Source organism: Proteus sp. HMSC14B05 (genome assembly GCF_001808035.1).
GTDB classification, from domain to species: domain Bacteria; phylum Pseudomonadota; class Gammaproteobacteria; order Enterobacterales; family Enterobacteriaceae; genus Proteus; species Proteus mirabilis.
The window spans coordinates 17942-39449 of the sequence record NZ_KV791984.1 but is presented as its reverse complement, the minus strand read 5'-3'; the positions used below and the strand labels follow the sequence as shown (position 1 = coordinate 39449).

At 39.5% G+C, this 21508-nt stretch carries 21 protein-coding genes; 17 read left to right on the top strand and 4 right to left on the bottom strand.

The features are described from left to right. Positions 1 to 137: 137 nt before the first annotated feature. The 5 genes from HMPREF3129_RS07110 to HMPREF3129_RS07090 all read left to right on the top strand — a co-directional run bounded on the left by HMPREF3129_RS07110 (position 138) and on the right by HMPREF3129_RS07090 (position 3786). A complete protein-coding gene (locus HMPREF3129_RS07110) occupies positions 138 to 938 on the top strand; it encodes a sulfite exporter TauE/SafE family protein (RefSeq protein ID WP_036918665.1) in 801 nt (266 codons plus the stop codon). A 16-nt stretch (positions 939 to 954) separates the two neighbouring features. Continuing rightward, positions 955 to 1509: an elongation factor P hydroxylase gene (locus HMPREF3129_RS07105; RefSeq protein ID WP_004243749.1), complete on the top strand. Its 555-nt coding sequence runs from the start codon at positions 955 to 957 to the stop codon at positions 1507 to 1509. Positions 1510 to 1645: 136 nt separating this feature from the next. Beyond that, positions 1646 to 1918 carry a YfcL family protein gene (locus tag HMPREF3129_RS07100; protein WP_004243748.1) on the top strand — a complete coding sequence of 91 codons (273 nt, stop codon included), beginning with the start codon at positions 1646 to 1648 and terminating at the stop codon, positions 1916 to 1918. Between the two features lie 321 nt (positions 1919 to 2239). Beyond that, a complete protein-coding gene (locus tag HMPREF3129_RS07095) occupies positions 2240 to 3136 on the top strand; it encodes a hypothetical protein (RefSeq protein ID WP_070486906.1) in 897 nt (298 codons plus the stop codon). 101 nt (positions 3137 to 3237) lie between these two features. Then, the gene (locus tag HMPREF3129_RS07090) at positions 3238 to 3786 is read left to right on the top strand and encodes a GNAT family N-acetyltransferase (protein WP_004248403.1); all 549 of its coding nucleotides are present in this window, start codon (positions 3238 to 3240) and stop codon (positions 3784 to 3786) included. An 87-nt stretch (positions 3787 to 3873) separates the two neighbouring features. Here the strand turns inward: HMPREF3129_RS07090 and mnmC are convergent, their stop codons facing one another. Beyond that, on the bottom strand, positions 3874 to 5913 hold the full coding sequence (gene mnmC, locus HMPREF3129_RS07085; RefSeq protein ID WP_036918663.1) for a bifunctional tRNA (5-methylaminomethyl-2-thiouridine)(34)-methyltransferase MnmC2/FAD-dependent 5-carboxymethylaminomethyl-2-thiouridine(34) oxidoreductase MnmC1: 2040 nt from the start codon (positions 5911 to 5913) through the stop codon (positions 3874 to 3876). A 204-nt stretch (positions 5914 to 6117) separates the two neighbouring features. On the opposite strand from mnmC, the gene fabB reads away from it, so the two are divergent. Continuing rightward, a complete protein-coding gene (gene fabB, locus HMPREF3129_RS07080; protein ID WP_070486904.1) occupies positions 6118 to 7329 on the top strand; it encodes a beta-ketoacyl-ACP synthase I in 1212 nt (403 codons plus the stop codon). 568 nt (positions 7330 to 7897) lie between these two features. On the opposite strand, the gene HMPREF3129_RS07075 is transcribed toward fabB, so the two are convergent. Further along, a complete protein-coding gene (locus tag HMPREF3129_RS07075) occupies positions 7898 to 8818 on the bottom strand; it encodes a DMT family transporter (protein WP_004248401.1) in 921 nt (306 codons plus the stop codon). A gap of 121 nt (positions 8819 to 8939) precedes the next feature. Between HMPREF3129_RS07075 and HMPREF3129_RS07070 the strand changes: the two genes are divergently transcribed. The 11 genes from HMPREF3129_RS07070 (at position 8940) to HMPREF3129_RS07020 (ending at position 19769) form a co-directional block, all read left to right on the top strand. Then, complete coding sequence (locus HMPREF3129_RS07070; protein WP_004248400.1) at positions 8940 to 9725, top strand: AraC family transcriptional regulator; 786 nt, start codon at positions 8940 to 8942, stop codon at positions 9723 to 9725. Positions 9726 to 9873: 148 nt separating this feature from the next. After that, entirely contained in the window at positions 9874 to 11001 is a 1128-nt protein-coding gene (gene pdxB, locus HMPREF3129_RS07065) for a 4-phosphoerythronate dehydrogenase PdxB (RefSeq protein WP_036918658.1), read from the top strand. Positions 11002 to 11045: 44 nt separating this feature from the next. Continuing rightward, the gene (locus tag HMPREF3129_RS07060; protein WP_004243737.1) at positions 11046 to 12056 is read left to right on the top strand and encodes an aspartate-semialdehyde dehydrogenase; all 1011 of its coding nucleotides are present in this window, start codon (positions 11046 to 11048) and stop codon (positions 12054 to 12056) included. Further along, entirely contained in the window at positions 12056 to 12925 is an 870-nt protein-coding gene (gene truA / locus HMPREF3129_RS07055) for a tRNA pseudouridine(38-40) synthase TruA (RefSeq protein ID WP_004243736.1), read from the top strand. The genes HMPREF3129_RS07060 and truA overlap by 1 nt, the downstream gene beginning before the upstream one ends. A gap of 39 nt (positions 12926 to 12964) precedes the next feature. Continuing rightward, entirely contained in the window at positions 12965 to 13666 is a 702-nt protein-coding gene (locus HMPREF3129_RS07050; protein ID WP_004243735.1) for a DedA family protein, read from the top strand. Between the two features lie 296 nt (positions 13667 to 13962). Next, positions 13963 to 14925 (top strand): acetyl-CoA carboxylase, carboxyltransferase subunit beta, encoded by a 963-nt coding sequence (gene accD / locus HMPREF3129_RS07045; protein WP_004243734.1) that lies wholly within the window; start codon positions 13963 to 13965, stop codon positions 14923 to 14925. Beyond that, positions 14918 to 16216, top strand: coding sequence for a bifunctional tetrahydrofolate synthase/dihydrofolate synthase (folC, locus tag HMPREF3129_RS07040; protein WP_036918656.1), 1299 nt, complete (start codon positions 14918 to 14920; stop codon positions 16214 to 16216). Before accD ends, folC begins: the two co-directional genes overlap by 8 nt. After that, positions 16206 to 16844, top strand: a complete 639-nt coding sequence (gene dedD / locus HMPREF3129_RS07035; RefSeq protein ID WP_004243732.1) for a cell division protein DedD — start codon at positions 16206 to 16208, stop codon at positions 16842 to 16844. The genes folC and dedD overlap by 11 nt, the downstream gene beginning before the upstream one ends. 182 nt (positions 16845 to 17026) lie before the next feature. Further along, on the top strand, positions 17027 to 17518 hold the full coding sequence (cvpA, locus tag HMPREF3129_RS07030; protein WP_004243731.1) for a colicin V production protein: 492 nt from the start codon (positions 17027 to 17029) through the stop codon (positions 17516 to 17518). Positions 17519 to 17548: 30 nt separating this feature from the next. Next, complete coding sequence (gene purF, locus HMPREF3129_RS07025) at positions 17549 to 19066, top strand: amidophosphoribosyltransferase (RefSeq protein WP_004243730.1); 1518 nt, start codon at positions 17549 to 17551, stop codon at positions 19064 to 19066. Positions 19067 to 19187: 121 nt separating this feature from the next. Continuing rightward, a complete protein-coding gene (locus HMPREF3129_RS07020; RefSeq protein WP_017827869.1) occupies positions 19188 to 19769 on the top strand; it encodes a UbiX family flavin prenyltransferase in 582 nt (193 codons plus the stop codon). A 19-nt stretch (positions 19770 to 19788) separates the two neighbouring features. Here HMPREF3129_RS07020 and HMPREF3129_RS07015 read toward each other — a convergent pair whose 3' ends face one another. Next, positions 19789 to 20694 (bottom strand): TIGR01777 family oxidoreductase, encoded by a 906-nt coding sequence (locus HMPREF3129_RS07015; RefSeq protein ID WP_036918654.1) that lies wholly within the window; start codon positions 20692 to 20694, stop codon positions 19789 to 19791. 64 nt (positions 20695 to 20758) lie between these two features. After that, positions 20759 to 21373 carry a glutathione binding-like protein gene (locus HMPREF3129_RS07010; protein WP_004250689.1) on the bottom strand — a complete coding sequence of 205 codons (615 nt, stop codon included), beginning with the start codon at positions 21371 to 21373 and terminating at the stop codon, positions 20759 to 20761. Positions 21374 to 21508 lie beyond the last annotated feature (135 nt).

Genomic DNA, 21508 nt, shown 5'->3' with positions numbered 1-21508 from the left:
TAGTAAGTTTGCTATGAGTTTTTAAAGGTGTGAGCGCCTTATTATTCTATGCTCAGATAGTGTTACTGTTTTTATTTAAAATAATCAAATAAATCAGTAACACACGCCCCCTCATTTCTGATAATTCGGATAGATAAATGGATTGGCTATTTTCAGATGGCATCTACCTTCTACTCTTTTTTGTTGCTGTATTAGCAGGCTTTATTGACTCTATTGCTGGCGGTGGTGGCTTGATCACTATTCCTGCCTTGCTCTCTGCGGGAATATCACCCGTACAAGCGTTGGCAACAAATAAGCTTCAATCAGTGGGCGGTTCTTTTTCAGCCACACTCTATTTTATTCGTCGTCGCGTCATTGATTTAAAAGCACAGCACTTTGCCATTTTTATGACTTTTATTGGTGCTGTTTCTGGTGCGATGTTAGTACAATTTATTAATCCTGAATTACTAAAACAAGCGCTACCTGTTCTTACTATCGCAATCGGTCTCTATTTTTTATTAACACCATCTATCGGGGCTAAGGATAGTAAGCAACGTCTTGGCTATTATACTTTCGGGGTTATTATTGGCGGTGGTATTGGCTTTTATGATGGTGTTTTTGGTCCTGGAACGGGATCTTTTTTCGCTTTAGGTTATGTCATGTTACTTGGTTATAATCTCTCAAAGGCGACAGCACATGCTAAATTACTCAATTTCACCTCTAATTTTGGCTCTTTGCTATTTTTTATTCTTGGTGGACAGGTAATTTGGACCATAGGTTTAGTTATGTTATGCGGGCAGTTTATTGGTGCTCGCTTAGGTGCAGGGTTGGTGTTAACCAAAGGACAAAAATTAATTAGACCAATGCTGGTCATTATCTCCTTTTTGATGAGCATCAAACTCATTCATGACAATCATGGTGATACTATTGCACTTTGGTTTTCTGCACTTTTTAATTAGGAAAGATAATTTTTAAATGTCAGCACATCATTATCAGCAGTTAATTGATATTTTTAATCAATGTTTTAGCGATAGTTACCAAACACGTTTAGTTAAAGGTGATAACGAGCCAATTTATTTGCCTAAGAGTGAAGAGATACCTTATCACCAAATCATTTTCGCACATGGATTTTACGCGAGTGCATTACATGAAATATCGCATTGGTGTATTGCTGGGGATGCGCGTCGTCAGCAGGTTGATTATGGTTATTGGTATTGTCCTGATGGGCGAGATCAAGTGACTCAAGAGCAGTTTGAACGAGTTGAAATCAAGCCTCAAGCTCTTGACTGGTTATTCTGCCAAGCAGCCAATTATCCATTTAACGTGAGTTGCGATAATTTAGACGGGGATTTTGAGCCAGACCGTTACCAGTTTAGAAACAAGGTGAGAGAGCAAGTATTAGCTTATTTGCGCGATAAAAATATCCCGCCACGTGCACAGCTATTTATTAATGCGTTACATTTGTTTTACAATACACCTGAGTTAACGCCGGAGCAATTTCCTTATCAGGAAAATCCCCTCGTTAATTAAGGATGACGAGATAAACTATCCTCGTCTATCCACTGCGCAGGTTTTAGTAAACCAATAAAGCCTGAGGTAATAAGGTTGCTATTGAAACATTGAGTGACTTAAATCTGATAGCAACATTATATATTGAGGATAAATAATGCTTTCTGAGTATGAAACGTACTTATTAGATAAAATTGATAGCCGTGTTGAACATGCTACGGATGATGAATTATTTGCTGGTGGATATTTACAAGGCCACATCACTTTAGCGATTGCGGAGCTTGAGCAAGAAAACAATACGCAATTATCAGCATTAAAATCCCGTGTAGAAGAGAGCATTCAAAAAGCTATCAAAGCAGGAGAGCTTTCTCCTCCTGATCAAATATTGGTTTTATCGACGTGGCATGATTTAGTTAACTCGATTAATTAGTATAAATAACCTATATTGAGAACAACCGATACTATCGGTTGTTTTTCTTTGATTGCTAACGATTAACCACATCGAAAACCTTGTTTAAGACAGTTGAGCTTGAAAAAGAAAGGATTTTATACAAAAATTCTCCTTACTATTTATCAATTGTTTTTATTTGATTTTTCAAAGTCGATGTCTCTTTCATTGATTAAAGCATAATAGTGCTATCTTTTGTTACTCCTTGCCATTTCTGCCAAATTACTTTTAAATGTTTTTTAGGAATGTTTCTCGGGATGCAAATGATTTGCATAAAATATTTATGATAAGGATAACAATACGATGAAAAATTTCTTTAAAATAAGCCTTATTGCTAGCATGGTATTGGTTTTATCTGCCTGTGATCAACTTGATTTAGATAATAAAAAAGATAAGTTTTATTACAGTAATCCCAGTGAAAAAAGCATGAGCTTTGTTGTTGATGATAAAACATATCAGGTTGAGCCGGGTAAAAGTGGTTATTTAACACTCTCACCGGGCGAACATAGTTTACAAGATAGTGCAGGTAATAAATCCACTTTTATGGTGTATGAAAACAACAATGGTGGAATTTTAAATCCTGATAATTTTATGTATTACCGTTTATCTGAAGTCTATGCTGTACAAGGTAAGGGAGATCGCTTTAAACCAACAGAATATAAAGTGGTTATTAATGGCTATCAGTTAGAAATGCCATTACAAAGCACGAATGCTACCTTGATTGATGGCAATGTATTTAAATGTACTTATACGTTAGGTGAACCTTTCCCCAGTGAAATTAAAAGCCATAATAAAAACGAAATGGGGAACATCAAAACCAAATGTTTTGATAAACCTGAATTAATCCAATATATTATGACTGATTATGGTCAAGATCTAAAACCACTTTCCCCTCAAGATGAGTATAACGATACTGTTAATCTAGCGTTAGACTACAGTTTACCTCAACCACAGTTTACTGATCCTGATATTCAAGCAGAGGCAGAAAATTGGGTTGCATTGCTTGATCAAATTAAAGAAAGTAATGATCCTAATATCCATAAACAGCTTAAAACACCATTACATGAAGCAATAAATAAGTTATCAAAAGCCGATAGTGAAAGAGCAGTAAAAAACTCTGTTGAAGATAATAAATACTATAATTCTTTTATTCACCAAGCGAGCCAATATCAATCTTATGGGATCTTACCTAGAGATTAAATTTTTGGTAGAACGGATAAAAAGCCATCCTTATGGATGGTTTTTTTATAGGTAATTGATACTCTTAATAAGCAAATAGCAAGTTATAAAAGAGATTATTTATGACCAACGCATCAAATAAAATCGCCACTCACGAGATCACTATTCGGCCAACTCAATTGGCTGATGCCAACCAACTACCGAAGATTGAACAATCGGCAGGAGAGTTATTTAGCAGCATAAAAGAATTAAGTTGGATCAGCGAAAGTGGTGTACAAAGTGTTGAGGCGCATATTCAATTTATCCATCAACATGCTCACTGGGTTGCTGTTAATCATGACAATCATCCCGTTGGTTTTATCATGACGCAACAACTACCTGAAAGTGTATTTATTCATGAATTATCGGTAAGTAAAGATTGGCAAAATAAAGGGATTGGTAAATTGCTGATCCAGACAGTAAAAAATGAAGCTAAATTACAGCAATTTAATGCGGTAACGTTAACGACTTTCCGCGATGTCCCTTGGAATGCTCCCTATTATCAGCGTTTAGGTTTCCATATCTTACTTGAGCATCAAATACCCTATTCTTTACAACAAATTTTAGATAATGAAGTAGAGCATGGGGGATTTGCGAGAGAAATGCGTTGTGCGATGAAGTGTGAAATTTAAATACTATAATTTAAATACTATAAAGATATTTAAGTAACCAATAAACAATAGTTACTTAAATATCAACCGTAATTTCAGTGACTGATCCTATGATTTTAATTCAATAGCTTTTCCGCGTAGTAATGGTCTTACCCAGAAACGATTTGGATGTAAGGCATTTAACACACTATCTTCTACAGGAAATGGCTCATCAAAGATTTGGCTTGCTAAGATCTCCGCAGATAAAGGTGCAGAGCATAAACCACGTGAACCTAATGCACTAATAATATAAAGCTGATGATAACTCGGTGCCAAAATAGGTGTTTGCTTTCTACGCTTAAATCGATCTAAATGCGTATAGGCGACAACTAATTTTTCAAAATCGGGTACTTCACCTAATAAAGGAAGGTGATCTCTTATTGTACAGCGGATCCCGACACGCGCATCGTTATCACTAAAATCTACCTGCTGTGCCCAAGGTGATTGTGCTAAACAGTGCGTGAGGTGCCATTGATTATTTTGTTGCTCTTCAATTGAAACATTTAAATCTAGTCGATCACGACGAAAGCTTGCCCCAACACAATGCAGATTATCTTGAGGATCAACCGGCGTAAAATAGCCATCATAGCAGAGCACCGCTTTTAATTGTGCGATATCAGGTGTCGTTGAAATATGGCTAACTTGACCCCTTACTGCACTGATAGGCAGTTTTTCACTTTGTATAAAATCAGTAATACGGTGCCCATTAGCTAAAATAACGCAATCATGTTGTGTTTTATACGTTGTTGCTTGGTGAGTCACCTCTAACTGCCAATGCTGTTGTTGTGAGGTTAATTGAGTGACTTGATGTTCAAAGAGTAGCTTGAGACCTTGTTGTTGTGCGTATTTTAATGCATTGGTGGTTAACTCTGTGGGAGAAAGCCAACCTGCTTGAGGATAAAAAAGACCATCTTGGTTGATGGCTAATCCACAAAGTGAATTCATTTCATCTTGATGGACATAATGAGCGAGTTGAGAAAAAGGTGTGGAATGCTCGATTATTCGCGCTATTTTTTTGCGCACTTTTTCATTATAAATGACTTGGGCAACACCGGACCATTGATGTGAAAAGTTGACGCCATTATGGTTTAACTCATCATAATAACGGCGGGCATATAAAAAAGCGCTAGTGAAAAAGTGTTCTAACTCATCAGATTTACCATTAAGTAATGGGTATAACACACCCTGCCGATTGCCTGAGGCATTTGCCGCAGGATGTGTATCTTCACAATAGAGCGTGACTTTGGCGCCTCTTTTTAAGCAGGCGAGCGCAGTTAATGCACTGGCGATCCCCCCACCGATAATAGCGATATCTTTTCTTTGTGTAGCACAAGGTCTGGCATAGTAGGGAACAAATGCATTGGCAGGAGGATGGGGAAATACCCCTGTTAACATTTCTCTTTTTTGACCAAAGCCTTTTATTTTCTTTATTTCAAAACCAACATGTTGCAATCCTCGTTTTACTATCCCAGCTGCGGTAAAGGTGGCAAAAGTGCCATTTTCACGCATCGAGTCTGCCATTGCTTGAAATAATGTTTCACTCCACATTTGTGGGTTTTTACTTGGTGCAAAGCCGTCAAGAAACCACGCATCAACTTTATTATGTAAAGCTTGGCGAGTTTGTGGCAGTAATGTATTGATATCACCGAACCATAAATCAAGCGTTATCGCGCCATTAGCAAGAATAAGACGATGACAACCGGCAATAGGTAAAGGCCACTGTGCACAAAGCGCTGTTGAATATTGTGCTAGTTCTGGCCAATGGCTATGGGCTGTTTGCAAATCAGCTTTAGTCAGAGGAAATTTTTCAAAACTGACATAATGTAAACGCTTTAATGGCGCATCAGGTGAGTGATGACGAAATTGCTCGAAGGCTTGCCACAGTGTTAAAAAGTTTAATCCTGTGCCAAATCCGGTTTCTGCTATAACACACTCAGAGCGTACATGTGTACCAAAACGAGATGGAAAATGATTTCCATGTAGGAATACATGTCGAGTTTCTTCAAGACCATCTTGGTTGGAAAAATAGATGTCATCAAACTGTTTTGAAATCGGAGTACCAAGTTCATTCCAACTTAAAGAGGCGGTATTTATAGCAGTGTTATTCACGGAACTACCTGTATTTTACCAAAAATAATGGGCTATCTTAACGCTGTTCTTAAGCATCTTCCACCTTTTGAGTACGCAGAGATTTTTCATATTATCTGCATTTTTGTAAAAAAGATCCTGATCGGACTTGTTCAGCGTACAAGTGTACGCTAAAGTGCTATTCAGAAATCCCGCAGCTACAACTATTATTGTAAAGAGGTATAAATGAAGCGCGCAGTGATCACGGGTCTGGGTATTGTTTCGAGCATTGGTAATAACCAGCAAGAAGTGCTGGACTCTTTAAAAGAAGGCCGTTCCGGGATAACTTTCTCAGAAGAATTTAAAGAGATGGGGCTACGTAGCCACATTTGGGGTAATGTTAAGCTTGATACTGAAGGTCTTATTGACCGTAAAATCCGCCGTTTTATGAGTGATGCATCGGTTTATGCCTATTTATCTATGCAACAAGCGATTGATGATTCAGGTCTAACAGAAGATCAAGTTTCTAACATTCGTTCTGGTTTAGTTGTCGGCTCCGGTGGTGGTTCTCCTCGTAACCAAGTACAAGGTTCGGACGGCATGAGAGCTAAAGGTCTACGCGGTGTAGGTCCTTATATGGTAACTCGTGCAATGGCGTCTGGTGTATCAGCTTGTTTAGCTACACCGTTTAAAATTAAAGGCGTTAACTATTCAATTAGTTCAGCTTGCTCAACATCAGCACACTGTATTGGTCATGCGGTTGAATTAATTCAATTAGGTAAACAAGATGTGGTTTTCGCCGGTGGTGGTGAAGAGCTAAGTTGGGAGATGACCTGTGAGTTTGATGCTATGGGGGCACTTTCAACAAAATATAATGATACACCAACCAAAGCTTCTCGTACCTATGATAAAAACCGTGATGGTTTCGTTATCGCTGGTGGTGGCGGTATTGTGGTTGTTGAAGAATTAGAGCACGCATTAGCACGTGGTGCGCATATCTACGCTGAAATTGTCGGCTATGGTGCAACATCTGATGGTGCTGACATGGTTGCTCCATCGGGAGAAGGTGCCGTACGTTGTATGCAAATGGCAATGCAAGGTATTGATCATGTTGATTATATCAATACTCATGGTACATCGACGCCTGTGGGTGATTTAAAAGAGCTTGAAGCGATTGCTGAAGTTTTTGGAACTAAAACACCGGCTATTTCTGCAACTAAGGCAATGACAGGTCACTCATTAGGGGCTGCAGGTGTTCATGAAGCCATTTACAGTCTACTGATGTTAGAGCATGGTTTTATCGCACCAAGTATTAATATTGAAGAGCTTGATGATAAAGCGGATGGTATGAATATCATTACCAAACCAACAGAGCAAAAACTAGATACAGTGATGTCAAATAGCTTTGGTTTCGGTGGCACTAATGCTTCACTTGTGATGAGTAAGTATAAGAAATAGTTAGTTATACTTAGTTTTCCTTGTATAAATGATAAAGGCAGTTGCTTATAATAAGTGACTGCTTTTTTATTTTTTGTATAAATAAATTTGTTCTGCAAAATAAATAAAGATCCTTTTGGTTTTCTAGAAAACTATGTTAAAAAAATGCTGTAAATATTATTAAAGCATAATCTTATTGATTGTCATTTTTTTATCATACAGATCCAATAGATAAAATAACTATCTAATTGTTTAAAATTAGTTGTTTTCACTATGATTTTAAATCAATCATTTAATTAAAAACTAATTTTATAGATTAAATCCTTTATTTTATAAATAGTTAACTTAATGAAAATATCGATAGCATTAAAAAGGTGAGGGGAAAAATTGATCTGGATTATTTTATATTAAATAAGCAGGAGATATTTAATATAAAAGTTGGTAATGTTTGCAACGGATACTTGTATTACTTTATATTTTATACTTTGATTTTCTTGCCTTGGTTTTTATTTATAAAAACTAGGGGAGTAAAGTGACCGGCTAATTGCTTAGCCGGTATTTTTTTATTTATAGTCTAGCTGACATTGACTCACATCTCCTGCTGACAATCTGCTTTTTTTGTGACAGATTGACGACGGAAATTCAGTGGTGCTCTTAGTTTTTGTACTAAGAATATCCCTAACAATATAACGCCTCCGCCAATAAAATGATAACTGTGCATCTCTTCACCTAACACTGCTACAGCGATCATTGCGGTAAATAGAGGAATTAAATTCATAAAGATAGAGGTTGTATTTGCACCTAATTTCATTACACCTAAGATCCACAGATAAGGCGCTAAAATAGAGGCGCCAACCCCTGCAAAAATAACTAATCCAACATTATCTTTTGTTAATGCAATACTTTCTGCGGTAAGAAAATTAGGTATTAGTAATAAAACACCAAAACCTATTTGTACATATAGAGACTGCCAATTAGGTAAAGGAATTGACCAACGTTTGGTAAGTACTCCGTAAAATGCATAGGCAGTTGATGCGATAAACATCATTAATTCACCACGTCCTAATCCTTGAGAAAGGAGTTGTGAAGGATCACCGTGGCTGACTAACCAGACAAGTCCACTAATAGATAAAATAGTTCCGAGTGCAATCCCTACAGTAGGCACGACACGCAGTACAAAAATACTAATAATAACGGTTAATAATGGAATAAGTGAATTCAATATTCCCATAAAGGTTGCTGTCACATAATAAGCCGCATAGTAAGCTAAACTTTGATATAACCCCATACCTAATGCGCCGAGAATAAATAATTTCCACCAATATTGTTTTACGGTTTTACGATGATGCCAAACAGGGACTAACAGAAACGGCGTCATCAGTAAAAATGCTAAGAACCAGCGATAAAATGAGATAGCGGCTGGATCTATCACAGATGTTGCCGCTTTATTGACAACCGCATTAATTGACCAAATAAGTACCGCTAACAGCGGGAAGATTACACTTTTCATTATTCTCACATCTATTTTTAAACCAGATGGCTATTGTAAGCCTGTCTGATTAGATATATATAATGAAAAGCAGACAACCGATAGGCCAATAAAGACAAAACGATAAAAGAGCAACATTAAGATGACAATTGAACAACAAAAAGAGATGCAGTGGTTACTCTCTGATCCAGATACGGTCCGTTTTCGTGATGAGCAATTGCTTGCAGAAACTGAATTTCGTTATCATCAACATGAGTTTGGTCAATTGCTTTATGTGATCTCTGGAGTAATGGATTTAGAAGCTGGTGGGCAGCGTTTTTTAGCGCCACCTGAATTTAGTGTATGGATCCCTGAAAAAGTAGGGCACGCAAGTTACAATAAAAAAACCTTATCTTTTAAGGTGCTAGATATTGCACCCAGTTGGTGTGAAGGTTTATTGGATAAACCCTGTCTTATTCAACTAAGTCCTATTTTTTCGACGATTTTTGCCGATTTCTTCCGTCGTGGCGTTTGTAAACCGCAAACAAAAGAAGATCTACGTTTATCTCAAGTGTTAATAGACCAACTAAAAGTATCTCCTATTCACCATACCTATTTACCTTCCTCAAAAGATAAGCTGTTAGCACCCGTTTTGGCAGCATTAGAGCAAAATCCTGCTGATAATACCTCATTAGAATTATGGGCAAAAAAACGTTATACCTCAGAAAGAACCTTATCACGTCGTTGTCAGCAAGAGTTAGGCATGTCTTTTAGTGAATGGCGTAAGCGATTACGTTTTTTACATGCTATCTCTTTGTTAGAGCAAGGAAAAAGTGTTAATGATGTGGCCTTTGATGTTGGATATAGCTCATCATCCTCATTTATTGCCATGTTTCAGCAATTTGCTGGAACAACACCAGAAAGATTTCGTCGCTTACCCAATGGTTAAGGTTTCTTTTCATATATTTACTTAAAATAGCGTCAGTTTTTATCGTCAATAATAGGCTTTACTTGGAATAAGTGGCAAAATAGACCGCTTAATTTTATTTTTGATCCTTTGTTTACACACATAAAAAACAAATCAGTGAGATAACACCGTGAAAATTCTGGTTGATGAAAACATGCCTTATGCGCAGCAGCTTTTTTGCCAATTAGGCGAAGTAAAAGCTGTACCGGGTCGCCCTTTACCTATTGAAGAGCTTGATGATACTGATGCATTGATGGTGAGATCGATTACTAAAGTCAATGCATCACTATTAGCGGGCAAACCGGTAAAATTTGTCGGCACCGCAACGGCAGGTTTTGATCATGTTGATACAGCATGGCTAGAGCAACAAAAAATAGCGTTTTCATCTGCGCCAGGTTGTAATGCGATCGCTGTTGTTGAATATGTCTTCTCTGCGTTGATGGTGTTTGCTGAGCAAGAAGGATTTCAATTAACAGATAAAACCGTTGGCATTGTTGGCGTTGGCAATGTTGGAGGGAGACTGGCAAAACGCTTACGCGCATTAGGTGTGAATGTACTACTTTGTGATCCGCCTAGAGCTGACAGAGGGGATGATGAACAATTTCATTCTTTAGAAACGCTATTAAAGCAGGCGGATATCCTGACTTTCCATACACCGCTAAATAAATCGGGTCGTTATAACAGCTACCATTTAATTAATGAGAGCAACCTCGATATTTTACCTGAAGGTCGTATTTTAATTAATGCAAGCCGTGGCGAGGTTATTGATAATGCTGCATTATTATCAGCCTTAAACCAAGGTAAAAAATTACGCGTTGTTCTAGATGTTTGGGAGCCAGAACCCGATCTTTCTCTTGAGTTATTAAATAAAGTTGATATCGCAACACCACATATTGCCGGCTATACCTTAGAAGGGAAGGCGAGAGGAACAACGCAGGTTTATGAAGCTTATTGTGATTTTATTGGTCAACCTCAACACGTTGAATTATCAACACTGTTACCAAAACCGTTGATCTCCACAATTTCTGTACAAGGTGAATTAACTCAAACATTACTCAAACAGCTTATTCATCTTGTCTATGATGTACGTCGTGATGATGCACCATTGCGCAAAGTTGCCGGTATCAAAGGGGAGTTTGATAAGCTACGTAAGTTTTACCCTGTCCGTCGTGAATGGTCTTCATTACAGGTGGTATGTGATAACCCGATAACGGCGAGCTTACTCAATGCTATTGGGTTTAATGCAACACATAAATAAGACGTGACATTATTTAAACATTTTACTGTATTGGAGGATATTTTATGGGAGAGGGTTGGAATATTGCGCTTGTGGGCGCAACAGGTGCTGTGGGTGAAGCTATTTTAGAGCTTCTGCAAGAGCGTGATTTTCCTATTGGCGAATTAACGGCGATCGCCAGTGAAGACAGTATTGGCAAAACTATCCGTGTAAAGGGTAAAAGTGTTGCAGTACAAGGTATTCATAATATCGAATGGGCGGATATTCAACTCGCTTTTTTTGCCGCGCCGGTTGAGATTAGTGCGCAATACGCACAACTTGCAGCAGATTCAGGTTGTATTGTTATTGATTGCAGTGGTTTATTTGCGATGGAGTGGGATGTACCTTTAGTTGTACCAGGGGTGAATACATCTATGCTGGCAGAGTATCGTAACCGCAATATTATCGCTATTGCTGATAGCATGGTAAGCCAACTGTTACGCGCTATCTATCCATTAACCGAAGCCGCAGGCTTAACTCGCTTGAATGTGACAAATTTGATGTCAGTATCTCGTTTTGGTAAACAAGCTGTTGATGAATTAGCGGGGCAAAGTGCGCGTTTACTGAACGGTGTTCCTCCAGAGCTTGGTCGCTTTAATAAACAACTGGCATTTAATATTTTACCATTGTTAGTTGATAATGAAGGTTCTATTCAAGAAGAGCGCCAAATGGTTGATCAGATCCGTAAAATCTTGCAAGACGATGGACTACCTATCTCAGTAACCACATTACAAGCGCCTGTTTTCTATGGTCATGCACAATCTGTGCAGTTGGAAACATCACGTCCAATGGGAAGTGAAGAAGCACGGGAAACATTACAAGAACATGACTCCCTCAATATTAGTGATGAAAATGATTTTCCAACTCAAGTCACCGATGCCTCCGGTAATGTTAGCTTGAACTTAGGTTGCTTACGTAATGATTATGGTGTGCCTGAAGCGTTACAATTTTGGTCTGTTGCAGATAACGTGCGTTTTGGCGGAGCATTAATGGCTGTAGAAGTGGCTGAAAAATTAGTGCAGGAGCAGTTTTACTGATGAACGACCAAGAGAGTGCTGATGTGATAGCGCAATCAATCAGTGAGCCTGCGATTGTGGCAGAAAGTACACCATTAAAGATAGCGCTAGGCATTGAATATGACGGTAGCCACTATTATGGCTGGCAACGTCAAAATGAGGTTCGTAGTGTCCAAGAACGGTTAGAAAAAGCGTTATCTCAAGTAGCAAATGAGCCTATCTCTGTTTTTTGTGCCGGCAGAACTGATGCCGGGGTTCATGCAACCGGGCAGGTTGTGCACTTTGAGACAACGGCTCATCGCAAAGATGCGGCATGGACGATGGGGGTTAATACCCATTTACCACAAGATATTGCCGTTCGTTGGGTAAAAACGGTAGCGAATGATTTTCATGCTCGATTTAGCGCAACCGCAAGACGTTATCGTTATGTGATTTTTAATCATCGCTATCGTCCTGCAATTTTATCCTCAGGGGTAACGCATTTCCATTACCCTCTAGATGCACAACGAATGCATCAAGCTGCCCAATGTTTATTAGGCGAGAATGATTTTACCTCGTTTAGAGCCGTACAATGCCAATCTAGAACACCTTGGCGTAATGTGATGCATGTGAATGTTTCACGCTATGGTGATTATGTGGTGGTAGATATAAAAGCCAATGCTTTTGTCCATCATATGGTAAGAAATATTGTGGGGAGTTTATTGGAAATTGGCTGTGGTAATCAGGCTATTACTTGGATGGCTGAATTATTAGCCTTAAAAGATAGGACTAAAGCAGCAGCAACTGCAAAAGCAAATGGTTTATATCTTGTTTCGGTTGATTACCCTGAACGTTTCGAACTTCCTAAACCAGCAATGGGGCCGCTATTTTTAGCAGATAACCCATTTTAAATACTTTAAACATAAAATTACCCCGTTTTCTGAGGATTTATGGAATTATTAACGCAATTTGCTGATTTAATAAAATTTCTAATTGATTTTATTTTACACATTGATGTCCATTTAGCCGAGTTAGTCGCTCAATATGGTACATGGGTATATGCCATTCTATTTTTAATTATTTTTTGTGAAACGGGGCTTGTTGTCACGCCATTCTTACCGGGCGATTCGTTACTGTTTGTTGCGGGGGCTTTATCTGCGTTAGATACCAATGATGTTAATGTTCACCTAATGGTTCTCTTACTGCTTTTCGCTGCGATTTTAGGTGATGCGGTTAACTATTCTATTGGGCGCATTTTTGGTGAAAAACTCTTTAGTAACCCCAATTCACGTATCTTTAAACGAGAATACTTAGATAAAACCCATGCTTTCTATGAAAAACATGGTGGTAAAGCGATAATTTTGGCAAGATTTGTGCCGATTGTCCGAACTTTCGCGCCATTCGTTGCAGGAATGGGCAAAATGTCATATCGTCATTTTGCTTTTTATAATGTAACGGGTGCCATTGCATGGGTACTGCTATTTACTTATGCTGGATACTTTTTTGGTGACTTAGATATTGTTCAAAAGAACTTAAAATTGCTAATTGTTGCCATTATTGTTATTTCTATTTTACCTGGTGTTATCGAAGTGATACGCCATCGTAGAGCGAGTGCAAAGGCCAAAAAAGAGAGTGATAACCAAGAGGTTTGAGCAGTTATCATTAGCTTTTGCCGTAGAATAGCAATAATAAAGAGATGCGCTGAAATTCAGTAAGCGGTATCATCATAAACTTTGCTAACCACATAGCCAGTATATTGTGAGTTAACATGTTCACAATAATCTGCTCTAAATAATTAGGGTTGTAGCTAGGCGATAAGTGAATGCAGCACGAAAAGCACACCGACAAAGTAGGTGACTTGTGCAATTAAACGCAGTCAACATGCTGCAACTTAAAATATGACGAGTATAAACTGGCGAAGGTCAGATTCAGACGAAAAGGTCCGTTAATGAGCTGGATTGAAAAAATTCTTAATAAAAGCAATATCACGAGTTCACGTAAAGCCAATATCCCAGAAGGGGTTTGGACAAAATGTGATAGCTGTGGGCAAGTACTTTACCGCGCAGAATTAGAGCGTAATTTAGAAGTGTGCCCCAAATGTGATCATCACATGCGTATTTCAGCACGCCGTCGCTTAGAAACTTTTCTTGATACAGGAAGCACGACTGAGCTGGGCAGTGAGTTAGAGCCTAAAGATATTCTGAAATTCCGCGACTCTAAAAAATATAAAGACAGAATTGCTGCGGCTCAGAAACAAACCCATGAAAAAGATGCCCTAGTGGTGATGAAAGGTACGTTAAAAGAAATGCCTGTTGTGGCCGCATCTTTTGAATTTGCATTTATGGGCGGCTCTATGGCGTCTGTTGTGGGTGCGCGTTTTGTTCGTGCGGTTGAACAAGCATTAGAAGATAATTGTCCACTGATTTGCTTCTCTGCAAGTGGTGGTGCACGTATGCAAGAAGCATTGATGTCATTAATGCAAATGGCAAAAACCAGTGCCGCATTAGCTAAAATGCAAGAGCGTGGTTTACCTTATATCTCAGTGATGACCGATCCTACTATGGGTGGGGTTTCTGCAAGTTTAGCAATGTTAGGTGATATTAATGTTGCTGAGCCGAAAGCCTTGATTGGTTTTGCCGGTCCACGTGTTATTGAACAAACTGTACGTGAGAAATTACCCGCGGGTTTCCAACGTAGTGAATTCCTGCTAGAAAAAGGGGCGATAGATATGATAGTTCGTCGTCCTGAAATGCGTGATGAGCTAGCTGAATTACTGGCTAAGCTGACTCAGTATGATTTAGCGAAAGACGAAGATGAACTGCTAGGCGAAGAAATGATCGCTGATGACATCGAATCTTCTGACAATGAGCCAGAAATTAACATCGAAACGAATAAAAAAGAAGATGTCTAATATCATAACTGCTCCTCAAGCCACATCGCCTTTGTCGGTGTGGCTTTCTTATCTTGAACACTTACACTCAAGTGCTATTGATATGGGACTTGAGCGCGTGGGCAAGGTAGGTCAATTACTGAATGTATTACGTCCTGCCCCTAAAGTTATCACTGTATCGGGTACTAATGGTAAAGGAACCACTTGCCATATGCTCGAGTCAATTTTGATGGCTTCAGGATTGAAAGTGGGGGTTTATAGTTCACCTCATCTTGTCCGTTATACCGAGCGTGTTCGCATTCAAGGTAAAGAGCTTTCACCAGCTGATTTTTGTCAAGTATTTGCTGAAATAGAGCAAACCAGAGGCGATATTTCGCTGACTTTTTTTGAATACGGCACACTCGCCGCATTGAAACTATTTCAACAAGCTCAGCTTGATGTGGTTATTCTTGAAGTTGGGTTAGGGGGGCGTTTAGACGCGACTAATATTGTTGATGCCGATATTGCAGCTATCACCAGTATTGCCCTTGATCATACCGATTGGTTAGGGGCTGATAGAGAGCATATTGGTCATGAAAAAGCCGGTATCTTCCGTAAAAATCACTATGCTGTTGTAGGCGAGCCAGATATGCCACTTTCTATTGCACAAGTCGCGCAACAGAAACAGGCTAAATTATTTCGTCGTGGTGTTGATTGGTCATTTTCTATTGATGGTGATCACTGGCATTGGCGTAGTGCAGATAAGCAGTTTGAAAAACTTCCCATCCCTAATATTCCCTTAGCCAACGCAGGTACGGCAATGGCAGTAATACGCTGCTTATTGAAAACCGATGATAAAGTGAGTCAAGGGATCACCCATCAAAGTATCGTTGAGGGAATGAGTAAAGCTCAGTTGCCGGGACGTTTTCAGATAATTTCGCAGCATCCATTAGTTATTTTTGATGTTGCTCATAATCCGCATGCTGCTGGGTATTTAGCCGAAAAACTGGCGCAATTACCGCGTTATTCTGATACCAAAGTGCGCATTGTTGTTGGTATGCTGGGTGATAAAGATATTGCGGGTACATTAGCGTGTTTATCCCCTCAAGCCGATCAGTGGTATGTTGCGCCATTGAATGAGTTTCGTGGCGCATCAGCCCAGGTATTAGCTCAGCACCTCGACTATCCGGCAGTATTTGATAGTGTCGAGCAAGCATGGCAACAAGCAATATCTGAGGCGCAAAAAAATGATATTGTGGTTGTATGTGGATCATTCCATACCGTTGCTCATGTAATGGAACTATTGGAAAAGGAGAGTGCGAGTGGCAAGTAAATTTCAAAATCGCTTAGTCGGAGCCGTTGTTCTTGTGGCGGTAGGGGTTATTTTTCTTCCTACATTATTTGACGGCGATAAGAAATATAACGAAGACCAATTTGCCTCTATTCCTTTAGTCCCCAAACCCGGTGATGAGCAAGATATTGAATCAATAGCGCCGATTGAGCAAACCACAACACCGTCAACGCCATCAGAGGGTGCTTCTGAGGCGATGATCTCTGAAGCGGTGACGGGGGTTGAACAGCCTCAAGTTTCTACTCCTGAAGTATCGGAGCCTCAAGTAGCGCCATCAACACCGGTTGTTGAGCCACCTAAAGTGGTTAATCCGCCTGTAGAGCCACCAACTACTCCGCCACCGGCGGTATCAGAAACAACCGCGCCGAAAGGTGAGGCTTGGGTTGTGCAGTTAGGTGCCTTGAAAAATGCGGCGAAGGTTGAAGAAATTATTGCAAAAATGCATCTCTCCGGTTATCCAGTATATACCGTGCCTGCTCGCCCTGTTTCAGGAAAAGTGACACGTATCTATATTGGGCCTAATGCCTCAAAAGCAGAGTTACAGGCGATGTTACCTCGCCTTAAAGAGCTAACAGGCCTGCAAGGTGAAGTAAGAGCCTATAAACCATAACTATGTTGATGAGACATCAGATGAGTGAAGTAACAAGGTGTTAACTTATTGCGGCGATTATGATTTTTCATGTCGCCGTAAATTATTTTAAAATTATCGAAAATTAGGGTTACGCAAACGTTTTCGTTTTCTGTTAGAATGCTACCGTATTAATGCGGGGCATCGTTATTGGATAGAGATTTATGGTCTGGATAGATTACGCCATTATTGCCATTATCGGTTTTTCTGCATTAGTTAGCCTGATCCGTGGCTTTGTTCGTGAAGCATTATCACTTATCACCTGGGGTTGTGGTTTTTTTGTTGCAAGTCAGTTTTATCCTTATTTAGCCGTCTATTTTACTCGGTTTGAAGATGAGCTGGTTCGTAACGGGATTGCGATTGTCACACTGTTTATTGCAACGCTAATTGTCGGTGCGGTGATTAATTATGTGATTAGCTCTCTTGTTCAACGCACAGGGTTATCAGGTACAGATCGTGTGTTGGGGATCTGTTTCGGGGCTTTAAGAGGTGTGCTGATTGTATCAGCGTTACTTTTTGTCTTGGGTGCTTTTACTCCTATGGCAGACAGTGCCGATTGGCAACGTTCTGAGCTTATTCCTCAATTCAACCATATTATTAGGTGGTTCTTTGACTACCTACAAAATGCGTCAAGTTTCGTGTCGGAGAAAATGTAACCTCTCCGTCTGGCTGATGAGGATCTTTTCATGTGCGGTATTGTCGGTATCGCTGGAGTTAATCCAGTAAACCAATCGATTTATGATGCGTTAACGGTGTTACAACACCGAGGTCAAGATGCAGCAGGCATTGCAACAATTGATGAGAATAACGGTTTTCGTCTACGCAAAGCAAATGGGCTGGTGAAAGATGTCTTTGAAACGCGTCATATGTTGCGTTTAAAAGGAACTATCGGAATAGGACATGTACGTTATCCAACCGCGGGCAGTTCGAGTGCATCAGAAGCGCAACCTTTTTATGTTAACTCACCTTTTGGGATCACACTTGCACATAATGGTAATTTAACCAATGCGCATTTGCTGCGTCGTCAATTATTTGAAACTGCTCGTCGACATATCAATACCACTTCAGACTCCGAAATTTTACTCAATGTGCTAGCGTATGAATTAGATCGCTTCGATCATTTTCCGCTAGAGCCAGATAATATTTTTACCGCTGTTGCGGCTATGCATAAAAAATTACGTGGCGCTTATGCTTGCGTTGCTTTGATCATCGGCCACGGCTTATTAGCTTTTCGTGATCCTTATGGCATTCGTCCTTTAGTGTTAGGCAAACGTACTTTAGAAGATGGACGCAGTGAGTATATGGTTGCGTCTGAAAGTGTCGCTCTAGATACACTAGGATTTGAATTCTTGCGTGATGTAGCACCCGGTGAGGCTGTTTATATCACAGAGCAAGGACAACTGTTTACCCGTCAATGTGCTGAAAATCCGCAATTAGTGCCTTGTCTATTTGAGTATGTTTATTTTGCGCGCCCAGACTCTTTTATTGATAAAATTTCCGTATATAACGCCCGTCTACGTATGGGGCAAAAGCTCGGCGCTAAAATTGCTAAAGAGTGGGAAGATTTACAAATAGATGTGGTGATCCCTATTCCTGAAACTTCTTGTGATATTGCATTAGAAATTGCCCACATCTTAAATAAACCTTATCGACAAGGTTTTGTGAAGAATCGTTATGTTGGACGTACTTTTATTATGCCCGGCCAGCAAGAGCGTCGCAAATCAGTACGTCGTAAACTAAATGCCAACCGTGCAGAATTTCGCGATAAAAACGTGTTACTTATCGATGACTCCATCGTACGTGGCACAACATCAGAGCAAATTGTTGAGTTAGCGAGAGAAGCGGGGGCTAAAAAAGTTTATTTTGCCTCAGCCGCTCCAGAAGTGCGTTTCCCTAATGTTTATGGTATTGATATGCCTAATGCCAATGAATTAATTGCTCATGGGCGTGAAGTGGATGAAATACGTAAACTGATTGGTGCTGATGGACTTATTTTTCAAGATCTCTCTGATTTAATTGCCGCTGTTCAAGAAGAAAATCCAGATATCAACCAATTCGAATGCTCTGTATTTGATGGTGTCTATATCACAAAAGACATTGATCAAGGCTATTTAGATTACCTTGAAAATTTACGTCGTGATGATGAACATAAAATTCGTGATCAACATGAAGCTGAGAACTTAGAAATCTATAACGAAGGCTAATTTTCCGTTAAAATAGTCACCTTTATCAAGCGTCGATGCTAGCGTAACACTACATCGGCGCTTGTTTTTTGAGGGTTAATCATCATAATGATTAACAAAGATATATATTCTGAGGATTATAATGAAAAAGCTGATTGTCGGGCTAACAGGTGCCAGTGGCGCAATTTATGGTATTCGTTTATTAGAAATACTTAAATCCGTGCCATCCGTAGAAACTCACTTGGTGATCAGTCAAGCGGCGCGTCGTACCATTTCATTAGAAACGGATTATTCTCTCAAAGATATTCATGCTTTAGCTGATATTATTTATGACGATCGAGATATAGGGGCGACTATCTCTTCAGGCTCGTTTCGGGTCAATGGTATGGTTATTTTACCTTGTTCGATTAAAAGCCTCTCCGGTATTGTACATAGCTATACTGATACGTTAGTGACACGTGCCGCTGATGTCGTGTTAAAAGAAGGACGTAAATTAGTGCTGTGTGTACGCGAAACACCGTTACATTTAGGGCACTTACGTTTAATGACTCAAGCTGCAGAGCTTGGTGCCATCATTATGCCACCAGTACCTGCATTTTATTTTCAGCCTAAAACGATCGATGACATTGTTAATCAGACAGTAAATCGAGTGCTTGATCAATTTGACATTGACTTGCCGGATGATCTTTTTCAGCGTTGGCAAGGGGATAAACCTGCCCGTTGATCCCCTGTGTGACGAGTGACTATTTTTTATGGCGAATAATATCTTCTAAAGCGCCTTCCAGTTGTGGGTAACGAAAGCTGAATCCTGCATCGAGCAGTTTCTTAGGAAATGCTTGTTGCCCACCTAAAACTAATGTGGCACTTTCTCCCATCATTAATTTTAATATTGTGGCAGGAACCGTCATAAATGCAGGGCGTTTCAGTATGTGAGCTAAAGTCGTGGTAAATGCTTTATTTTGTACTGGATGAGGGGCTGTCAGATTAAAGGCGCCTTGGGTATTGTTATTATTAAGTAAAAATACGATGGCATTGACCATATCATCAATATGTATCCATGGCATATATTGCTTACCATTACCTAATTTTCCACCTAAACCTAATTTAAAAGGCGGGCTCATTTTAGGTAATGCCCCTCCTTTTGTAGAGAGTACAATACCAGTACGTAGCAAACACACCCGTGTTAATGGCGTTTGTGCATCGAGTGCAATATTTTCCCATTTGGCACAGAGTTGATGAGTAAATTCATCCTTAGGTGGCGTCTCTTCAGTGACATTATTTTCACCTTGATCACCATAAAAACCCACCGCAGAGCCAGAAATTAAAACACCAGGGGGAGAGTCGCTGGCTTTTATTAAATCCACCAGCTTTTGGGTTAATTTGCATCGACTATTAACTAACGTTTGTTTTTGCTCCGGTGTCCAGCGTTTGTCTGCAATTGGTTCTCCAGCAAGATTAATCACTGCATCAAATTGGTTTAAGTTTTCTTTATCATCTAAATGAGTCCAACACGCCATTTCATTACAGAAATGAGAGTAGACTTTCTGTGGCGAACGGGAAAGTACGGTAATATTATGTTTATCTAATGCGAGTTGGCAGATAAGTGCTCTGCCAATTAATCCGGTTCCACCTGTGATAAGTATGTTCATCACCATCCTCCTGATTACTCTATCCTAATTAAGGTTGTATCATCCTGATAGGTGAGATTAGTCACTAACCAAACAGTTTTTTGGCTGCTGGACGTTGGCTTATTGTATTTAGCCATTTTTCTACCGCAGGATAATCTGCTAGATCAATATGATGTGTGTCATGGTAACGAGCCCAAGTATAGGTGGCTATATCAGCAATGCTATAATCGTTTCCACCAAGATAAGGAGATTGAGCGAGTCGGCTCTCTAACACCTGATATAAACGCTCGGTCTCTTTTGTATAACGATTAATTGCGTAAGGTACTTTTTCAGGGGCGTAACGCGTAAAGTGATGATTTTGTCCAAGCATAGGACCAAATCCCCCCACTTGCCAAAATAGCCACTGCAGTTGGGTCATTTTTTCTCGCAGATCATGGCTAAGTAATTTGCCACTTTTTTCTGCTAAATAGATAAGAATAGCACCTGATTCAAAAATAGAGAGTGGCTCACCACCGTCAGCGGGAGCATTATCGACAATAGCAGGAATTTTATTATTGGGTGATATAGCTAAAAATTCGGGTTTAAATTGATCACCTTTGCCAATATCAACATGATGCAAAGTATAAGGCATGGCGACTTCTTCGAGGAAAAGCGTAATTTTTTGGCCATTCGGGGTGTTTGCATAATAAAGATCGATCATAAAAACCTCCGCAATAAGGTGATATTCAATAGCGTATATTTTACAGTCTGCCTAGTAACATCATAAAAAGCAAAAAATCGCAAGATGAATAAAGCAAATTACCTATGATTATTATAGTGGTGAAATATGGTGATT

Excerpts from the sequence above, each read along its gene's own strand:
- HMPREF3129_RS07110 (WP_036918665.1), top strand. The coding sequence starts at position 138 with ATGGATTGGCTATTTTCAGATGGCATCTACCTTCTACTCTTTTTTGTT.
- HMPREF3129_RS07105 (WP_004243749.1), top strand. The coding sequence starts at position 955 with ATGTCAGCACATCATTATCAGCAGTTAATTGATATTTTTAATCAATGT.
- HMPREF3129_RS07100 (WP_004243748.1), top strand. The coding sequence starts at position 1,646 with ATGCTTTCTGAGTATGAAACGTACTTATTAGATAAAATTGATAGCCGT.
- HMPREF3129_RS07095 (WP_070486906.1), top strand. The coding sequence starts at position 2,240 with ATGAAAAATTTCTTTAAAATAAGCCTTATTGCTAGCATGGTATTGGTT.
- HMPREF3129_RS07090 (WP_004248403.1), top strand. The coding sequence starts at position 3,238 with ATGACCAACGCATCAAATAAAATCGCCACTCACGAGATCACTATTCGG.
- fabB (WP_070486904.1), top strand. The coding sequence starts at position 6,118 with ATGAAGCGCGCAGTGATCACGGGTCTGGGTATTGTTTCGAGCATTGGT.
- HMPREF3129_RS07075 (WP_004248401.1), bottom strand. The coding sequence starts at position 8,818 with ATGAAAAGTGTAATCTTCCCGCTGTTAGCGGTACTTATTTGGTCAATT.
- HMPREF3129_RS07070 (WP_004248400.1), top strand. The coding sequence starts at position 8,940 with ATGACAATTGAACAACAAAAAGAGATGCAGTGGTTACTCTCTGATCCA.
- HMPREF3129_RS07060 (WP_004243737.1), top strand. The coding sequence starts at position 11,046 with ATGGGAGAGGGTTGGAATATTGCGCTTGTGGGCGCAACAGGTGCTGTG.
- truA (WP_004243736.1), top strand. The coding sequence starts at position 12,056 with ATGAACGACCAAGAGAGTGCTGATGTGATAGCGCAATCAATCAGTGAG.
- HMPREF3129_RS07050 (WP_004243735.1), top strand. The coding sequence starts at position 12,965 with ATGGAATTATTAACGCAATTTGCTGATTTAATAAAATTTCTAATTGAT.
- accD (WP_004243734.1), top strand. The coding sequence starts at position 13,963 with ATGAGCTGGATTGAAAAAATTCTTAATAAAAGCAATATCACGAGTTCA.
- folC (WP_036918656.1), top strand. The coding sequence starts at position 14,918 with ATGTCTAATATCATAACTGCTCCTCAAGCCACATCGCCTTTGTCGGTG.
- cvpA (WP_004243731.1), top strand. The coding sequence starts at position 17,027 with ATGGTCTGGATAGATTACGCCATTATTGCCATTATCGGTTTTTCTGCA.
- purF (WP_004243730.1), top strand. The coding sequence starts at position 17,549 with ATGTGCGGTATTGTCGGTATCGCTGGAGTTAATCCAGTAAACCAATCG.
- HMPREF3129_RS07020 (WP_017827869.1), top strand. The coding sequence starts at position 19,188 with ATGAAAAAGCTGATTGTCGGGCTAACAGGTGCCAGTGGCGCAATTTAT.
- HMPREF3129_RS07015 (WP_036918654.1), bottom strand. The coding sequence starts at position 20,694 with ATGAACATACTTATCACAGGTGGAACCGGATTAATTGGCAGAGCACTT.
- HMPREF3129_RS07010 (WP_004250689.1), bottom strand. The coding sequence starts at position 21,373 with ATGATCGATCTTTATTATGCAAACACCCCGAATGGCCAAAAAATTACG.